This window comes from Burkholderia sp. GW821-FHT14F03 (assembly GCF_058803765.1).
On sequence record NZ_JBXAPG010000034.1, the window covers coordinates 31,857 to 48,901 of the forward strand.

The 17,045-nt window shown below is 67.0% G+C and carries 14 protein-coding genes; 7 read left to right on the forward strand and 7 right to left on the reverse strand.

Annotated features, from left to right (window positions below):
* The first annotated feature begins 8 nt into the window (after window positions 1–8).
* From pstB to phoR, 4 genes are all read left to right on the forward strand, one after another.
* Window positions 9–857 (forward strand): phosphate ABC transporter ATP-binding protein PstB, encoded by an 849-nt coding sequence (gene pstB, locus AC1RQF_RS22330; protein ID WP_492872970.1) that lies wholly within the window; start codon window positions 9–11, stop codon window positions 855–857.
* A gap of 18 nt (window positions 858–875) precedes the next feature.
* Window positions 876–1,580: a phosphate signaling complex protein PhoU gene (phoU, locus tag AC1RQF_RS22335; RefSeq protein WP_274002363.1), complete on the forward strand. Its 705-nt coding sequence runs from the start codon at window positions 876–878 to the stop codon at window positions 1,578–1,580.
* Window positions 1,581–1,611: 31 nt separating this feature from the next.
* Window positions 1,612–2,313, forward strand: a complete 702-nt coding sequence (phoB, locus tag AC1RQF_RS22340) for a phosphate regulon transcriptional regulator PhoB (RefSeq protein WP_017332664.1) — start codon at window positions 1,612–1,614, stop codon at window positions 2,311–2,313.
* 67 nt (window positions 2,314–2,380) lie between these two features.
* Window positions 2,381–3,691 (forward strand): phosphate regulon sensor histidine kinase PhoR, encoded by a 1,311-nt coding sequence (gene phoR, locus AC1RQF_RS22345; RefSeq protein WP_274002365.1) that lies wholly within the window; start codon window positions 2,381–2,383, stop codon window positions 3,689–3,691.
* 65 nt (window positions 3,692–3,756) lie between these two features.
* On the opposite strand, the gene AC1RQF_RS22350 is transcribed toward phoR, so the two are convergent.
* Window positions 3,757–4,548: an SDR family NAD(P)-dependent oxidoreductase gene (locus tag AC1RQF_RS22350; protein ID WP_274002367.1), complete on the reverse strand. Its 792-nt coding sequence runs from the start codon at window positions 4,546–4,548 to the stop codon at window positions 3,757–3,759.
* A 99-nt stretch (window positions 4,549–4,647) separates the two neighbouring features.
* On the opposite strand from AC1RQF_RS22350, the gene AC1RQF_RS22355 reads away from it, so the two are divergent.
* The gene (locus AC1RQF_RS22355; protein ID WP_274002369.1) at window positions 4,648–5,244 is read left to right on the forward strand and encodes a TetR/AcrR family transcriptional regulator; all 597 of its coding nucleotides are present in this window, start codon (window positions 4,648–4,650) and stop codon (window positions 5,242–5,244) included.
* A gap of 33 nt (window positions 5,245–5,277) precedes the next feature.
* On the opposite strand, the gene ppk1 is transcribed toward AC1RQF_RS22355, so the two are convergent.
* Window positions 5,278–7,341, reverse strand: a complete 2,064-nt coding sequence (gene ppk1 / locus AC1RQF_RS22360) for a polyphosphate kinase 1 (RefSeq protein WP_274002371.1) — start codon at window positions 7,339–7,341, stop codon at window positions 5,278–5,280.
* Window positions 7,342–7,615: 274 nt separating this feature from the next.
* On the opposite strand from ppk1, the gene ppx reads away from it, so the two are divergent.
* Window positions 7,616–9,130 (forward strand): exopolyphosphatase, encoded by a 1,515-nt coding sequence (gene ppx, locus AC1RQF_RS22365; RefSeq protein ID WP_492872971.1) that lies wholly within the window; start codon window positions 7,616–7,618, stop codon window positions 9,128–9,130.
* A 102-nt stretch (window positions 9,131–9,232) separates the two neighbouring features.
* On the opposite strand, the gene AC1RQF_RS22370 is transcribed toward ppx, so the two are convergent.
* The 5 genes from AC1RQF_RS22370 to AC1RQF_RS22390 form a co-directional block, all read right to left on the reverse strand.
* Window positions 9,233–9,670, reverse strand: a complete 438-nt coding sequence (locus AC1RQF_RS22370) for a hypothetical protein (protein ID WP_274002373.1) — start codon at window positions 9,668–9,670, stop codon at window positions 9,233–9,235.
* Between the two features lie 254 nt (window positions 9,671–9,924).
* On the reverse strand, window positions 9,925–10,488 hold the full coding sequence (locus tag AC1RQF_RS22375; protein ID WP_492872972.1) for a cupin domain-containing protein: 564 nt from the start codon (window positions 10,486–10,488) through the stop codon (window positions 9,925–9,927).
* Window positions 10,489–10,685: 197 nt separating this feature from the next.
* The gene (locus tag AC1RQF_RS22380; protein WP_443111565.1) at window positions 10,686–11,075 is read right to left on the reverse strand and encodes a hypothetical protein; all 390 of its coding nucleotides are present in this window, start codon (window positions 11,073–11,075) and stop codon (window positions 10,686–10,688) included.
* Window positions 11,076–11,139: 64 nt separating this feature from the next.
* Entirely contained in the window at window positions 11,140–12,909 is a 1,770-nt protein-coding gene (locus AC1RQF_RS22385; RefSeq protein WP_492872973.1) for a S10 family serine carboxypeptidase-like protein, read from the reverse strand.
* A gap of 364 nt (window positions 12,910–13,273) precedes the next feature.
* Window positions 13,274–15,454, reverse strand: a complete 2,181-nt coding sequence (locus tag AC1RQF_RS22390) for a S46 family peptidase (RefSeq protein WP_492872974.1) — start codon at window positions 15,452–15,454, stop codon at window positions 13,274–13,276.
* Window positions 15,455–15,841: 387 nt separating this feature from the next.
* Between AC1RQF_RS22390 and AC1RQF_RS22395 the strand changes: the two genes are divergently transcribed.
* Window positions 15,842–16,810, forward strand: coding sequence for a phosphatase PAP2 family protein (locus AC1RQF_RS22395; protein WP_492872975.1), 969 nt, complete (start codon window positions 15,842–15,844; stop codon window positions 16,808–16,810).
* Window positions 16,811–17,045: the final 235 nt, after the last annotated feature.

A 17,045-nucleotide genomic window follows, 5' to 3' on the forward strand; every position in this document is an offset into this window, starting at 1 on the left:
GCAATCCGATGAACATGGCAGAAAGCCACCTGAACTCCATCGATCGCGCCACGGCGCCGGCCGGCGGCCACGCGCAATCGGGCGAGAGCCCGCTCGCGCCGCTCAACGCGAAGATCGAAGTCAACAACCTGAACTTCTTCTACAACAAGTTCCATGCGCTGAAGAACATCAACATGCGCATCCCGGAAGGCAAGGTGACCGCGTTCATCGGCCCGTCGGGTTGCGGCAAGTCGACGCTCCTGCGCACCTTCAACAAGATGTACGCGCTCTATCCGGAGCAGCGCGCGGAAGGCCAGATCGTGATGGACGGCGAGAACCTGCTCGAGACCACGCGCGACATCTCGCTCCTGCGCGCGCGGATCGGCATGGTGTTCCAGAAGCCGACCCCGTTCCCGATGTCGATCTATGACAACATCGCGTTCGGCGTGAAAATGTTCGAGAAACTCACGCGCTCGGAGATGGACGACCGCGTCGAGTGGGCGCTGACCAAGGCCGCGCTGTGGAACGAGGTGAAGGACAAGGTTCACCAGAGCGGCTACGGGCTGTCCGGCGGCCAGCAGCAGCGCCTGTGCATCGCGCGCGGCATCGCGATCCGGCCGGAAGTGCTGCTGCTCGACGAGCCGTGCTCGGCGCTCGACCCGATCTCGACCGGCCGCATCGAGGAACTGATCGCGGAGCTGAAGAGCGACTACACGGTCGTGATTGTCACGCACAACATGCAGCAGGCGGCGCGCTGCTCGGACTACACGGCGTACATGTACCTGGGCGAACTGATCGAGTTCGGCGAGACCGAGAAGATCTTCATCAAGCCGGTGCGCAAGGAAACCGAGGATTACATCACCGGCCGCTTCGGTTGATGAGGGAGAGAACACATCATGTCGGATAAACATCTGTCCAGCCAGTTCGACGCCGATCTGAACGCGGTGTCGTCGAAGGTTCTGGAAATGGGCGGCCTCGTCGAGGCGCAGATCACGGAGGCGATGCACGCGCTCAACGAGTTCGACCGCGCGGCGGCCGAGCGCGTGATCGCGGCGGAAGAGCGCCTCAATCACATGGAAGTCGAGATCGACGAGGAGTGCGGCAACATCATCGCGCGCCGCCAGCCGGCCGCGCGCGACCTGCGGCTCCTGATGTCGATCTCGAAGACGATCACGAACCTCGAGCGCGCGGGCGACGAGGCGGAGAAGATCGCGAAGCGGGTGCGGCGCCTCGTCGACGAGCCGGTCGCGCGCAGCGTGAACATCGCCGAGATCAAGATCTCGGGCGAGATGGCCGTGACGATCCTGCGTCGGGCGCTCGACGCGTTCGCGCGCCTCGACACGGTCGCGGCCGCGCAGATCGTCAAGGACGACAAGGAAATCGACCTCGAATTCCGCGCGTTCGTGCGCAAGCTCGTGTCGTACATGCAGGAAGATCCGCGTACGATCTCGGTCGGGCTCGACTATCTGTTCATCGCGAAGGCGATCGAGCGGATCGGCGACCACGCGAAGAACATCGCCGAATTCATCATCTACATCGTGAAGGGCACCGACGTGCGGCACCAGCCGCGCGATCTGCTCGACCGCGAAGCCAACAGTTAACACGTCACTTTAAGGACGGACAGAGGTGCCGATGCCCAGCAACATTCTTGTCATTGAAGATGAGCCTGCGATTTCCGAATTGATCTCGGTGAATCTTCAGCACGCGGGCCATTGCCCGATTCGCGCATACAACGCGGAGCAGGCGCAGAACCTGATCAGCGACGTGCTGCCGGATCTGGTGCTGCTCGACTGGATGCTGCCGGGCAAGTCCGGCATCGCGTTCGCGCGTGACCTGCGCAACAACGAGCGCACCAAGCATATCCCGATCATCATGCTCACCGCGCGCGGCGACGAGCAGGACAAGGTGCTGGGTCTCGAGATCGGCGCGGACGATTACGTGACCAAGCCGTTCTCGCCGAAGGAGCTGATGGCGCGCATCAAGGCGGTGCTGCGCCGCCGCGCGCCGCAGCTGACCGAGGACGTGGTGTCGATCAACGGCCTGCGCCTCGATCCCGCCACGCACCGGGTCGCGGCGCACGCCGAGGGCAGCGAGATCAAGCTCGACCTCGGCCCGACCGAGTTCCGCCTGCTGCATTTCTTCATGACGCACCCGGAGCGCGTGCACAGCCGCACGCAGTTGCTCGATCAGGTGTGGGGCGATCACGTGTTCGTCGAGGAACGCACCGTCGACGTGCACATCAAGCGCCTGCGCGCGGCGCTCAAGCCGGCCGGCTGCGATGCTATGATCGAAACCGTGCGCGGCAGCGGCTACCGGCTCGCCAAGCACGCATGACATCACCCGCGGCGCGCCGCGCGCGCTGCCTGAATCACACAGTTTTCCTCTTGCTTGAGCGCCATCCATGAACATCATCTGGGCGCGTTTTCTGGTGTCGCTCGTGCTGCTCGCGCTGCTGAGCACGCTGATCGGCGTGTTCATCGGCATCAGGAGCGCGCTGGTCTTCGCGCTCCTGATGCTGGTCGCGCAAAGCTTCTTCGGCACCTTTCATACACAGCGCCTGTGGCGTCTGCTCGATGCGCCCGTCTACGGCGAGGTGCCGAGCGCGCCGGGCATCTGGGGCGAAATCTATTACCGGTTGCACAAGCTGGCCAAGCAATGGCACGCGCAGGTGCGCCAGGTCGAGCAGCAGCACTCGCGCTTCATCCAGGCGATCCAGGCCTCGCCGAACGGCGTCGCGATGCTCGACGACCGCGACCAGATCGAGTGGTGCAACGCGATCGCCGAGGTTCACTTCGGGCTCGACGCGAAGCGCGATCTGCGCCAGCACATCACGCACCTGGTCCGGCATCCCGATTTCGTCCGCTACCTGAACGCGCAGCATTACGACGAGATGCTCGTGATGCGCGGAATGGGCGGCGCGCGCCAGAACGTGCTGTCGGTGCAGGTGTTCCCGTACGGGGAAAACCGCAAGCTGCTGCTCACGCAGGACATCACGGAACTCGAACGCACCGACGCGATGCGGCGCGACTTCGTCGCGAACGTGTCGCACGAGTTGAAGACGCCGCTCACGGTGTTGTCCGGTTTCCTCGAGACCTTGCGCGAGCTGCCCCTGTCGGAGGACGAGCGGGCGCGTTACCTGGAAATGATGGAGCAGCAGGCGTCGCGCATGCGCTCGATCGTGACCGACCTGCTGGTGCTCGCGAAACTCGAAGGCGAAAGCAAGCCGCCCGCCGATCGCGTGGTCGACATGCGCGGCGTGCTCGGTCATCTGCGGGAAGATGCGAACACGCTGTCGAGCGGCCATCATCAGATCAGTTTCGATATCGACGAGGCGCTCTCGGTGACAGGCGCGCAGACGGAGATCTTCAGCGCGCTCGGCAACCTGGTCACGAATGCGGTGCGCTACACGCCCGAGGGCGGCAGGATCCGCGTCGAATGGCGGCGCGACGGTGCGCAGGCGGTGTTCTCGGTGACCGACAGCGGCCTCGGCATCCCGGCCGCCGACCTGCCGCGCCTGACCGAACGCTTCTACCGCGTCGACCGCAGCCGTTCGCGCGACACGGGCGGCACGGGGCTCGGGCTCGCGATCGCGAAGCACGTGCTGCAGCGGCATGACGCGCAACTGCTGATCCAGAGCGAGGAAGGGCGCGGCAGCACCTTCACCGCGCGCTTTCCCGCGCATCGCACGATCGTGAACCGGCGCGCGGCCTGAGTGCGATCCGATACGGCGAAAAAGAGGCGGCGCGAGCCGCCTTTTTCATGTCCGGCGCGCGGGCGTCAGATGTTCGCGCCGCCGTCGATCGTGATCGCCGCGCCGGTGATGAAGCGGCTTTCCTCGCTCGCGAGATAGGCGACCGCGCCGGCGACGTCGTCGGGCGCGCCGAAATGGCCGAGCGCGAGCCGGCCGCGCTGGTAGTCCGCGTGCGGACCGTCGGCCGGATTCATGTCGGTGTCGACCGGGCCCGGATGCACGAGGTTCGCCGTGACGCCGCGCGGCCCGAGGTCGCGCGCGATGCCCTTGTTGAGGCCGATCAAGGCCGCCTTCGTCATCGCGTAGACGGCCGCCGCGCCGTTGTCGACGACTTCCGCGAGGCAACTGCCGATCGTGATCACGCGGCCGCCCGCGCGCAGATGGCGCGCCGCCGCCTGGGTCGTCGCGAACACGGCGCGCACGTTGACCGCGACGAGTTCGTCGAATTCGTCGAACGTGATGTCCTCGAACGGCTTGATCAGGCCGAGCCCCGCGTTGTTGACCAGGATGTCGAGGCGGCCGAATGCCTCCACGGTCTGTTCGACCGCGCGGGCCGCCGCGCGCGCGTCGGCGGCGTCGGCCTGCAGGGCCAGCGCGCGCCGGCCGAGCGCCTCGATCTCGCGCACCACGGCCTGCGCCGCGTCGGCCGAACGGGCGTAGGTGACGACGACGTCGGCGCCGTCCGCCGCGAGGCGGCGCGCGATCGCGGCGCCGATCCCGCGGCTCGCGCCGGTGACGAGCGCGACCTTGCCGGTCAGCGGCGTGCGGCCGCGCACGAGCGGTTGGACGATGGATGGGGCAAGCACGGAGGTCGACATGATCGTTCCTTTCTGTAGTGATCGTTATAAAATGATGCGGGACGGCCGACACGCCGTCAATCGATTTATTTAGTGACCGTTATATAAATAGGGAATGACATGGCAGAGCGGGGACGTCCGCGTCGTTTCGACCGCGATGAAGCGCTGGCGCGCGCGATGGAACTGTTCTGGGCGCGCGGCTACGAAGCCACCAGCATGGCCGATCTGACGGCGGCGATGGGGGTGGCCGCGCCGAGCCTGTACGCGGCGTTCGGCGGCAAGGACGCGTTGTTCCGGGCGGTGGTGGAGCGTTATCTGTGCACCGACGGCCGACATGTGCTGGACGCGCTCGATGCGCCGGGCGCGGTGCGCGACGCGCTCGGGCGGACGCTGATGACGGCCGCGTGGAGCCTGACGCTCGAGGCGCGGCCGCGCGGCTGTCTGGTCGTGCTGGGCGCGCTGCCCGGCGAGGTGGCGAGCGAGGAGGCGTGCGCGCTGTTGCGCGAGCAGCGGCGCGCGTTCGTCGTGCGCTTGCGCGATCACCTCGCGCGCGCGCTGCGGGAGGGTGAATTGCCGGCTGGTGCGAGCGTCGATGCGCTCGCGGAATATTTCGTGACGGTGCTGTACGGAATGTCGATCCAGGCGCGCGACGGCGCGTCGCGCGCGCAGCTGGAAGGGGTGGCGCGGACCGCGCTCATGGCCTGGCCGGCGGCCTGAGCGTCGCGCGCGGGAAGCGGCGGCCGTCGGCGGTCACGGGCAGAATTTCGCGAGCAGGCCGAGCTGCGCGCTGCGCGGCGTCTTGCCCGCGCGGCGGCGTCGATAGTGGCCGTCGCTCTGCATCAGCCACGCGGACTGATTGTCGCCGAGGAAGACCGACAGCCCCTCGGCGATCACGCGGCGCTTGAGCCTGCGCTCGTGGATCGGGAACGCGACCTCGACGCGGCGGAACAGGTTGCGGTCCATCCAGTCGGCGCTCGACAGGTAGACGAGCTCCTTGCCGTCCGCATGGAAATAGTAGATCCGGTGGTGTTCGAGGAAGCGTCCGATGATCGAGCGCACCGTGATGTTGTCCGACAGCCCCGGCACGCCCGGTTGCAGCGCGCACACGCCGCGTACGATCAGATCGACCTTGACCCCCGCCTGCGAGGCCTCGTACAGCTCGGCGATCACGCTCGGCTCCAGCAGCGCGTTCATCTTCGCGACGATCCGCGCGCGCTTGCCGGCGCGCGCGTTGGCGATTTCGGCGCGGATGCCGTCGATGATGCGCGGATGCAGCGTGAACGGCGATTGCCACAGCGCGTGCAGCTTCAGCTCGCCGCCGATCCCGGTCAGCTGCTGGAATACGTGGTGCACGTCCTCGCACAGCGCGGGTTCGGTCGTCATCAGGCCGAAGTCGGTGTAGAGGCGCGCGGTGCGCGGATGGTAGTTGCCGGTGCCGAGGTGCACGTAGCGGCGCAATACCGACTTGCCGCCGCGCGTCACGCGCCGGACGATCAGCATCATCTTCGCGTGGCACTTGTGACCGACCACGCCGTACACGACGTGCGCGCCGACGGCCTCGAGCTGGGCCGCCCAGTTGATGTTGGTCTCCTCGTCGAAGCGCGCGAGCAGCTCGACGACGACGGTCACTTCCTTGCCGTTGCGCGCGGCTTCCATCAGCGCGTCCATCAGCGGCGAATCGGTGCCGGTGCGGTAGATGGTCTGCTTGATCGCGACCACGCTCGGATCCTGGGCGGCCTGCTGCAGCAGCTCCAGCACGGGCTGGAAGCTTTCGTACGGATGGTGGAGCAGGATGTCGCCGTGGTCGATCGCGTCGAAGATCGACGGCGCGTTGGCGATCGCGGCCGGGATCGCCGGCGTGAACGGCGCGAACTTGAGTTCCGGCAGATCGACGAGATCGGGCAACTGCATCAGGCGCACGAGGTTGACGGCGCCGTTGACGCGGTAGCAGTCCTTGTCGTTGAGATTGCTCTCGTCGAGCAGGCGTCGCACCAGGTGCGGCGGCGTATCCGCCGAGACCTCGAGCCGCACCGCGTTGCCGAGATGGCGCGCGGGCAACTCGCCTTGCAGCGCGACGCGCAGGTTGGTGATTTCGTCCTCGTCGACGAACAGTTCGCTGTTGCGCGTGATGCGGAACTGGTTGCAGCTCTTCACGGTGAGCTTCGGGAACAGCTCGCCGACGAAGTATTGCATCAGCGAGCTGAGCAGCACGAAGCCGTGCTGGAATCCCGACAGCGCCTGCGGCATGCGCACGAGGCGCGGCAGCGCGCGCGGCGCCTGCACGATGCCCATCACCGCCTGGCGGCCGAACGCGTCGCGGCCCTCCAGCTCGACCACGAAGTTCAGGCTCTTGTTCAGCACGCGCGGGAACGGATGCGCGGGATCGAGGCCGATCGGCGTGAGCACCGGCAGCAGCTCGTCGAAGAAGTGGCGGTGCGCCCACTCGATCTGCCCCTCGCTCCAGCTTTCGGGCGAATGGAAGTAGATGCCTTCGTGTTCGAGGGCGGGCAGCACGGTCTCGTGCAGCAGCGTGTACTGGCGGTGCACGAGGCGCTGCGCCCGCTCGACGACGAGGTCGTACACGTGCTGCAGCGACATGCCGTCGGGCGCGACCGCGCCGGGGTTGTCGCGCATCTGTTCTTGCAGCCCGGCCATGCGGACCTCGAAGAATTCGTCGAGGTTGCTGCTGGTGATGCAAATGAAGCGCAGCCGTTCGAGGAGGGGAACGTGGGGATCGGCGGCCTGTGCCAGCACGCGCTCGTTGAACCCCAGGATGCCCAATTCGCGGTTGAGAAGCGGGTAACGGATGGACATCGGCAGAGAAGACGGAAAATCAGGCGAAGACTCGAAAGGACGCTCGGAAATTCTCACGGTGCGATGACGTCTTGATGACAGTTTGATGTTTATCGCCAAATAATACGACGGAAAACACCGGGGCTCATCCGGATTTCCGCTATATACAATGAAGGAACGCAGGATCTCGCGTCAGGCGACACGTGAAAGCGTACTACGCTTTAAAATGGCGCCTTTGATTTTTACGGCCGGCGCGGCAATCGCCCGGCGGTCGGACGAGAACGGAGCCCTCTCGATGGTTACATCCCCGCATTTACTGGCAGCGGTCGATCTCGGCTCCAACAGCTTCCGGCTGATTGTCGGGCGGGTCGAGGAGACGCCGGCGGGCAGTCAGATCTATCCTGTCGACGCGTTGCGCGAGCCGGTGCGGCTCGCGGCCGGGCTGTCGGGCGACAAGCTGCTCGACCGGGCGTCGCAGGAGCGCGGCTGGGAGGCCTTGAAGCGTTTCGGCGAGCGGCTGCGCGATTTCCACCCGGATCACGTGCGCGCGGTCGCGACCAATACCCTGCGGGTCGCGAAGAACGCGGCCGAATTCCTCGGCGAGGCGCAGGCGGCGCTCGGCTTCCCGATCGAAGTGATCGCGGGGCGCGAGGAGGCGCGGCTGATCTACGCGGGCGCCGCGCACTCGGTGCCCGCGAACGCGGGCAAGCGGCTCGTGGTCGACATCGGCGGCGGTTCGACCGAGTTCATCATCGGCTCGCACTACACGCCGCTCGTGATGGAAAGCCTCTACATCGGCTGCGTGAGCCACAGCCGCGCCTTCTTCCCGGCGGGCAACGTCGACGAATACACGATGCGCCAGGCCGAACTGGCCGCGAAGCGCGAGATCCAGATCATTTCGGGCGACTACAAGAAGGCGGGTTGGGATCAGGCGATCGGTTCGTCCGGCACCGCGCGCGCGCTCGCGGAACTGGTCGAGGCGAACGGCTTCAACGATGCGGGCGTGTCGCACGGCATCTCGCGGGGCGGGCTCGAACGCCTGAAGCGCGCGCTGATCAAGGCGGAGAACGTGAACCGGCTGAAGCTCGTCGCGCTGAAGCCGGACCGCATCCCGGTGCTCGCGGGCGGGCTGTCGATCATGCTCGCGGTGTTCGAGGAGCTGGGCGTCGACTATGTCGACACGACCGACGGCGCGCTGCGCCTCGGCGTGCTGTACGACCTGCTCGGCCGGACCCAGCACGAGGACATGCGCGCCGTGACGGTCGATGGCTTCACGCGCCGCTACGGCGTCGATCGCGCGCAGGCCGAGCGGATCGGCGCGCTGGCGGTGCGGTTCTACGACCAGTTGGAGGAGCCGGACGAGGAGCGCCGCATGGAGAGCGGCATGTTCCTCGGCTGGGCGGCCGCGCTGCACGAGATCGGGCTGTCGATTTCGCACAGCGCGTATCACAAGCACTCCGCGTATATCGCGAGCAACGCGGACATGCCCGGCTTCTCGCGGACCGACCAGGCGCGGCTTGCCGCGCTGGTGCTCGGGCATGCGGGCAAGCTCGGCAAGCTGTCGCAGTCGCGCGAGGTCGAGTGGCCGCTGCTGTTCTGCCTGCGGCTCGCGGCGCTGCTGTGCCGGCGCCGGACCGATGCGGGGCTGCCCGACATCGCAGTCACGCAGATCAAGAAGGGCGGCTACGAGGTGCGGCTGCCGGGCGACTGGGTCGAGCAGAATCCGCTGACCGACTACAGCCTCAGCCAGGAGGCGGCGGAATGGGAGAAGGTCGGGATTCCGTACCGGGTGGTGTACACCGGCGCGTGAGCCGCATCGGGCGCCGCGCGCGGGCGCCCGGCCGGCGAGCGCGCCACGGTCTCGCCGTTACGGTCCCGCCGTCACGGCGGGACCGCGCCGAAGCAAATCCCGTCAAGGCGACGTGCAGACGATCGCCGTGAGAAACGGAAACGCCTCCTTGACGGTCGCGCGGCTGCCGGCCTCGCGCACCTTCGCCTCGACCGCATCCTTCGAACCCCTGACCACCACGCCGTAGGACCAGTCGCCGATCGGCTTGCCGTCGCCGTGCGCGAAGATCGGGTCATTGGCCTGGTAGCCGAGTGCGACGAACACCGGGAAGCCGTAGGCGGTGAGCGAATGGATCGTGCGGAATGCGTTGACCGAGTTGGCTTCGACATGCATCGGCTTGTCGCGGATGTCGCCGGCGGCGAGAAGCGGCGCGATGAAGTCGTGGCCCGTCGACGAGCAGTCGAGCGCGGCGTCGAGCGCCTTGGGCGCCGCGATGGCGCCGGCCGGGCCGGCGAGCGCGGCGGCCAGCGCGAACGTGGCCGGGCGGAGGAGATTGGGCATGCGATGCGCGCGCGGGGCGCGAGGTTGTCGTTGAACGGGCGGCGCAGCGCATGTTCCGGCGCGCCGTTGTGGTCCGATGATAACGAAAAAGCGCGCGGGGCGACCGCGCGAGGAGGCTTCGAGGCGCGGCCGGCCGATGCAGCGGCGGATCGCGGCGCGCCGGCATCACGCCGAGAAAGGATGCGTGGGATGTCGCAGTTCGACCTGAAGCGGATCGACCGCCTGCCCCATGTCTACCATTCGACCCGACACCTCTATGACGCGGCCCAAGCAAACGCCGTGGCGCTAATCGCGCAGTCGCCGTGCGAGTGGAACACTTGCGGTTCGCCCGCTTCGCCGTCCATGTAGGGCGCTTTGGTCAGCCGTCCAACTGTTTTCAGGCTGCGAACCATGACCTTGCCGCTGTCGGGATAGGTGCATACCTCGTGAGGGTCGATCAGCCCAACGGCAAAGTAGGCGAGATCTTCATCAAATGGATTGGCGAGTTGATGGGCGATGCCCGTTCCCGCTGGACACGAGATGCAGTTGCCGGCGCGAATTTCCTGAACGGTATCGCCGTAGCGGAAGACGCCTCGCCCCGAAAGCACGTAGAAGATTTCGTCCTCCCGTGCGTGCGTGTGAAATGGACACGCTGTCCGGTCGGCCGGAACGCGCGCGACATTCGCACCGAGCCGACCGGGCGTCGTGTCCATGGCGGGCGTCAAGGGCTTCCACGCGCTGCCCCAATGACCTCCGTCGAACTGCTCGACTTCCTCCACGCTATCGACGTTCACGACGTTGGGCGCGGCGTCTCTCCCGGTTTCTTTCTCAGGCTGCATGTTCGCTCCTGGTTCGTCTGCTCCGCGTTTGTCGACCCGATTCCGCGAGCCGTCGGTGAGCGCCGGATACGGCCTCCTTGCGGCAGGCCCCGACAGTCTGCTCCACATCCTCAAACTCCCCAAATCCGCGCCGAAGCAAAACGACGCAAAAAAAACGCCGCGCGAGGCGCGGCGTCGCAGCTCGATGACGGCGAGTGTTACTGCCGTTGCTGCAGATACTGCTGGACCTGCTTCAGCGTGACCTTGCCGGTATGCGCGGTGTCGATCTGGTCGAAATGCTGCGCGACATAGCCGAGGCCGCTGTTTTGCGCCTGCGCCTTGGAGACGGCCGCGCCGTTGCTGAACGCCTGGTTCGCGGCGAAGCTCGCGGCGAGCCGCTGTTGCGCCTGCTGCTGCAATTCGGGGCCCGTCGTCGCGGAGGCGGGCGCGGCCACCGCCGCGCGCGGGAAGAACGGACCGTCGACGCCGCCGCCCGCGGGCGGCGTGGCGGGCGAAACGGCCTGCAGCGACGCCGCATGGGCCGCGCCGGCGGCAAGCGCGAGCGCGATCAGGGTCGGGACGCGCCGCATCAGAGAGAACTTGGACATAACGTGACTCGCAAGAAAAAAGGGTCGCGCGAGCGGGCCGCACCGGGCCCGCTCGCCATTGGACTCAGCGCGCGGCCGTGAGTGCCGCCTTGAGCGTCGTCGGCGTATTGGCCGGATTCTCATCCGGCCACGGCGGCGGCAGCTTGGCGAGCGTCAGCGCGTTCGCGATCGGCTGGCTCTGGTAGTACGCGACCAGGTCCGACTTCAGCTGCGGACGCGCGGTGTTGTCCAGGTAGATCATGTGGCCCCCCTGGTAGAACGTGACCTGCAGGTTCGGATTGATCCCCGACACCGATTGCAGGCGCGCAAGCTGGTTCTCCGTGATGAAGAACGGCGTCGCGAGATCGTGGTAGCCGTTCGCGGACAGCACCTTCAGCTGCGGATTGAGCGTCAGCGCGGCCAGCAGGTCCGGGATCGTGTCCGGCACCGCCTGCCCCGCATGGCTGAAGTTCCACGCGCCGATGATGTCGTTGTTGAGCGTCTGGTAGGTCGCGTTCGGCGCCGTGTAGCCGAGGTAGTTCGGCATCTGCGTCGCGAGCGCCGTCGTGAACGGCTGCGAGATCAGGATGTCGGACGGATCGGAATCGGCCGCCAGGCGCGGATCGGAACTCGGCAGCGAGACGCGCCCGTCGTAGCGGCCGATCGTGTAGCCGGGCACGAGCGCGGTGCCGTAGGGGCTGTTGCCGAAGTACGCGTTGAGCGACGCGACCGTCATGTTGGTCTGCGCGGACCAGGCCGACAGCGTGGTGTTGTTCGGGAACGTCGCGGGCGTCGTCTGCGGCGCGGAGCCGCCGAAGAAGAAGGTCGGTGCGTACTGCGCGAGCGACGAATACTGCGAGGTCACGAAGTTCTGGATCTGCAGCGCGAACGCCCCCATGCTGGTCGGCGCGGGCGCCACCTGGTTGAAGTAGGCGGCAACCTGCGCATAGCTCAGGAAGTAGCCGATCATCCCGTCCGTCGTGTACTTCAGCTCGACCTGCGCGTTGCCGGGGTTGCCGTTGGTGATCGCGGCGGTTTCGCCCGGATCGGCGAAGTAGTTGAGGATCGACGACTGCAGCACGATGCCCGTCAGGTGCACGCCCGCCGATTCGAGCGACAGCGCGAGCATGTTGGTGCGCGGCGTGCCGTACGATTCGCCGTACAGATAGATCGGCGAGCTGGCGCGGTTGTTCACGCTCAGGTAGCGACGGATGAAGTCGCGCATCACCTGCACGTCGGAATCGGCGCCCCAGAAGGTCTTGTTCGTGTTGGGCTGGATCGCTTCCGACAGCCCGGTGCCCGGCGGGTCGATGAACACCATGTCGGTGGTCGCGATCAGGCTTTCCTGGTTGTCGACGAGCGGGAAGTTCGGCCAGTTCGTCATGAGCGGATCGGGCGTCGCGACGCGGGTCGGCGCGAACGAGCCGAGCCGCAGCCACACCGACGACGAGCCCGGGCCGCCGTTGTAGAAGAACGTGACGGGGCGGGGCGAGCCGTCCGCGCTCGGCGCGGTGTACGCGACGTAGGACATCGTGGCTTCCGCATTGCCGCTCGGATCGGATGCGGTCAGGTGCCCGGTGGTGGTGGTGTAGTTGACCGTGGTGCCGCCCGCGGACCAGCTGTGGTGCATCACCGCGGCTTGCTCGGTGATTTGCGCGGCGGGCAGGCTGTCGCCGGCCTTCGGCGAGTACGCGACGTTGTCGGTGTAGGTCTGGTCGGGAGGCGGGGGCGTGGTGCTCGTGCCGTCGCCGCCGCAACCTGCCAGCGCGAGGAGCCCCAGCGCCAGTATCGTCCCTCCCATGTAGCGGGCCCGGCGGCCCGTTCCTGCGTCCTTCCGGAAGCGCTCTGCTTTCATTTTTATCCTTTGTGCCTTTCGATTATTTAACGAAATACATGCAGCAAGGGTAAAGCCTCGGTCATCGAGCTGTTTATTTACGTGAATATTATTTAATTCTTTCGTTTTTATTATTACGTGTGATTTTGATAAATCGTAAAAATTCAAAATCGAGGCGTCAACCGGCGCGGGGCGTTTTCCTGTCGAGTTTTGTGCGGGCTGCGCCACGCAAGCGCGTGGGAGGGCGGCCGGCGCGCGCCGGCCAGGGATATCGAGGTCGCGGGATTGAATGTTCCCGGTAATTGATTCGAATGAATCGGCGGTAAATCAGACGGCTATGGGGACAATCGCCGCGCCCGCCAGAAGCGGGCGCGGCGCACGGCGCTCAGCGCGCCGTGCCGACCTGCATTTCCTTCAGCAGGTTGTCCGCGTGGTCGAGGTGATGCATGACCCACAGCATGTAGCGGACGTCGACGTGGATCGAGCGCGTTTCAGCCGGATTGAACAGCCAGCCGGAACTCACGCCTTCCCAGTTGCCGTCGAACACGAGACCGACGAGCTTGCCGTTGCGGTCGAGCGTCGGCGAGCCCGAGTTGCCGCCCGTGATGTCGAGGTTCGCCAGGAAGTTGACGGGCAGCGTGCCGAGCGTCGGGCTCGCGTAGCCGTCGAACGCCTTCGCGCGGATCGCCGCGAGTTCGGCGGGCGGCGCGTTGAACGGCTCGGCTCCCGTGTTCTTCTGGACGATGCCGTCGACCGTCGTGAACGCCGCATAGCTGACCGCGTCGCGCGGCGCATAGCCGCCCACCGTGCCGTACGTCACGCGCAGCGAGTTGTTCGCATCGTGGTAGATCGGGCGGCCGCGCGCGGCGTCGAATGCGACGAGCGCCGTCATGTAGCGCGCGCGCAGCCGCGCGTCGTCGCCCGCGATCGCCTTTTGCTCGTGCTCGTAGGCGAGCAGATCCGGCATCAGCGCGCGCATCAGCTGCAACCACGTATCGTTGCTCGCGGCGATCCGCTCGGGTGTCGCATCCAGCCAGTGCACGCGCGTCGCGGTATCGGTGAGGCGCGAGCCGCGATAGAGCGCGGCCACCTTGCGGGTCAGCGCGGCGGGATCGGACGCGCCGCCCAGCCAGCGATCGAGCGCCGGCAGCCGCTGGTCGGCGGGAAGCTTCACGTAGCGTTGCAGCGTATCGACCAGCATCTGCTGGTCGACCGCCGGATCCATCGTGCGGTCGAGGCGGCGCGCCTCGCCCTCCACGCGGATCTCGTCGCGCTTCTGGTAGCCGGATTCGCGCTCGAGGTCGGGCTTCTGCTTCTCCTGCGCGAGCCGCACGATCTGGTAGGCGCTGTGGAACAGGCCGCCGAAACCGAGCTGGCGATACACGAGGTTGCGGTCGCGCAGCTTCAACTGGCTGGCGACCAGGGCGCGCAGCGCGCGGACGTCGGCGGCCTGCGCGGCGCCGCCGTCGGCTTGCGCGGCGAGCCAGCGGTCGAGGTCGGCCTCCTGCGCGCGCTTGGCGGCGAGCGCGTTGCTGCGCGCAAGACCCTCGAGGTTGCCCTGGTAGTTCTTCATCGAGTTGTTGAGGCCGGCGACCAGGTCCGCGTATTTGACGCCGACCTCCGGACGCGCGCGGCTCGCCGTGTCGACCATCGCGAGCAGATCCTTGAAGAGCGCGATCTCGGTCGGATAGCGCCAGTCGATCGTGTTTTGCAGTTCGTCCGCGAGTCGATAGCGGTCGGTGCGGCCTGGATAGCCGGCCACCATCACGAAGTCGCCCGTGCGCACGCCGTCCGGGTTCACCGTCAGCCAGTGCTTCGGGTGGTAGGGGACGTTGTCCTTCGAGTACGAGGCCGCGCTGCCGTCCTTCGCGACGTAGGCGCGCAGGAAGCTGAAGTCGCCGGTGTGGCGCGGCCACATCCAGTTGTCGACGTCGCCGCCGAACTTGCCGATCGACAGCGGCGGCGCGTAGACGAGCCGTACGTCGCGGATCTCGCGCTGGCGGATCAACTGGTAGCTGTAGCCGCCGCTGAAGGTGTAGACGTCGCAGCGATAGCCGGGCTGCTCGCAGTCCTGCACCTGCCGCTTCTTCGCGAGATCGATCGCGACGTAGCGCGCATAGCCGTTCATCTCGGGCTTGAGCGCCGCGTTGATCTTCGCGGTGACGTCGCTGATCTCGTCGGTCACGTAGATGCGCTGGGTCGGATCCGCGGGCAGCTCCTCGCCGGGCGCGCGCGCGAGGAAGCCGTTCTCGATCAGGTTGTTCTGCGTGGTCGAGTTGTATTGCAGCGCGCCGTAGCCGCAGTGGTGATTGGTGACGACCAGGCCGTCGGGCGAGACGAACGACGCGGTGCAGAAGCCGAGGCTCACGACCGCGTCGAGCGGCCAGTCGGTCAGCGTGGCGAGCTTGGCCGGATCGAGCGCGAGGCCGCGCTGTTCGAGCGCGCCGGCGAGTCCCGGGAGTTGCGGGGGTTGCCACATGCCCTCGTCCGCATGGGCGATGCCGCACAACGATGCGGCGGCCGCGAGCGACAGCAGGCGCGCGGCGGGTGACGGTTTTGCAAGCATTGAATCCTCATCTCTTGTTGTTATCACGCAGCCATGTCCGCGTCGTGTGCGGGCATGGCCGGGGCAGGCGCGGCGGTAGTCGCGCCGATGCCGGCCTACACACTGAAAGGATGCGGACGGGCATCCGCCCCGGCGGACAGTGTAGCGAGTCAGAAATCGCCGTGTCGCGGGGCGCGGTGGCGGGGGGCCATTGCTCGTGTGCGGCGTGCGGGCCGGCCGGTATTGCCGTCACCGGGGGCGGCCGTGATAACGTGCTGCGAGACGAGACGAGACGAGACGAGACGAGACGAGACGAGACGAGACGAGACGAGACGAGACGAGACGAGACGAGACGGGGCGACACCCACGCGGCCGCCGTGCGCGGTCCGCCAACCGGACGGGAGAGGCATGCAGGTGCGACAGGCGGAGGTGCGGGCGATGCGCGTGCGGTCGGGCTGGCTGGCCGCCCATCCCTACGCGTATGGATGGGGCGTGGTGGCCGCGATCGTCGCGTGCGATCTGCTGTGGTTGCGCGCAGGCGGTTATGCGGTGCAGCGCGCGGGCGTGGCGGCGGCGCTGAAGCTGATCGGCACCTGCATCGGGTTCGCGGTGCTGCTGGTGGGCGTGGCGCGCGTGGCGCGTTATCGCGAGCTGGCCGAGCGCTTCCGATATCGCGAGGTGGCCGAGGCCTTGTTCGCCACGGCGCTGCTGGCTGCCTTCATGGCGGCGACGGGCGTGTTGTCCTATCTGTGCGTGAGCGTGAATCCGCCGCTGATCGACGCTGCGCTGATTCGCGCCGATGCATGGCTCGGCTTCGATTGGCCGCGGGTATTCGCGTGGGTGCAGGCGCGTCCCCAGGCGCGGCAGGTGCTGGCGTTCGCATACGACAGCGCGAAGTGGCAGTTGATCGTCATTCCGTTCCTGCTCGCCGTGCTGCGCGATCGCGGCAACCTGCGCGCGTTCGTCTGGCTGTTCATGCTGAGCGGGATGATGGTGCTCGCGGTGTCCACGCCCTGGCCGGCGGCGAGCGCGTTCGTGCATTTCGGCGTGAGCGCGCCGGATACCGCGGATACGGTTGCGGATTTCGCGCGCCTGCGCGCGGGTTCCCTGCATGAGATCGACTTGCTGACCTTGCAGGGGCTCGTGTCGATGCCGTCGTTTCATACCGCGCTTGGCGTGATCTTCGCGTATGCGTTGAGACGCGCACGGGGCGTGTCGATCGTCGCGCTGGGGCTCAATGCGCTGATGATCGCGTCGACGCCGACGCAGGGCGGGCACTATCTGGTCGACGTGATATCGGGGGCGGTGGTGGCGGGGGCGGCGATCGCGTTGGTGAGGTCGGGCGGATTGGACGGTCGGCGACAGGCGCAGGGATGACGCGCCGCGAGACCGCATGCGCCGGTGGATGCGCAGGTTCGATCATGAGCGTTGCGAAGCGGCGCTGCGCCATGATCGGGCGCGGCCTCGACGCCCCCGGGCGTGCATCGCTCAGGCGGCGTAGCGACGAACATGTCGGATATATTCGATTGCATCGAGACGTTCGACGACACTATTCACGCCTCGGCGCGTGAGGGGCGAGGCCATTCCGATCGGCATCGCGGATGCCATCCCT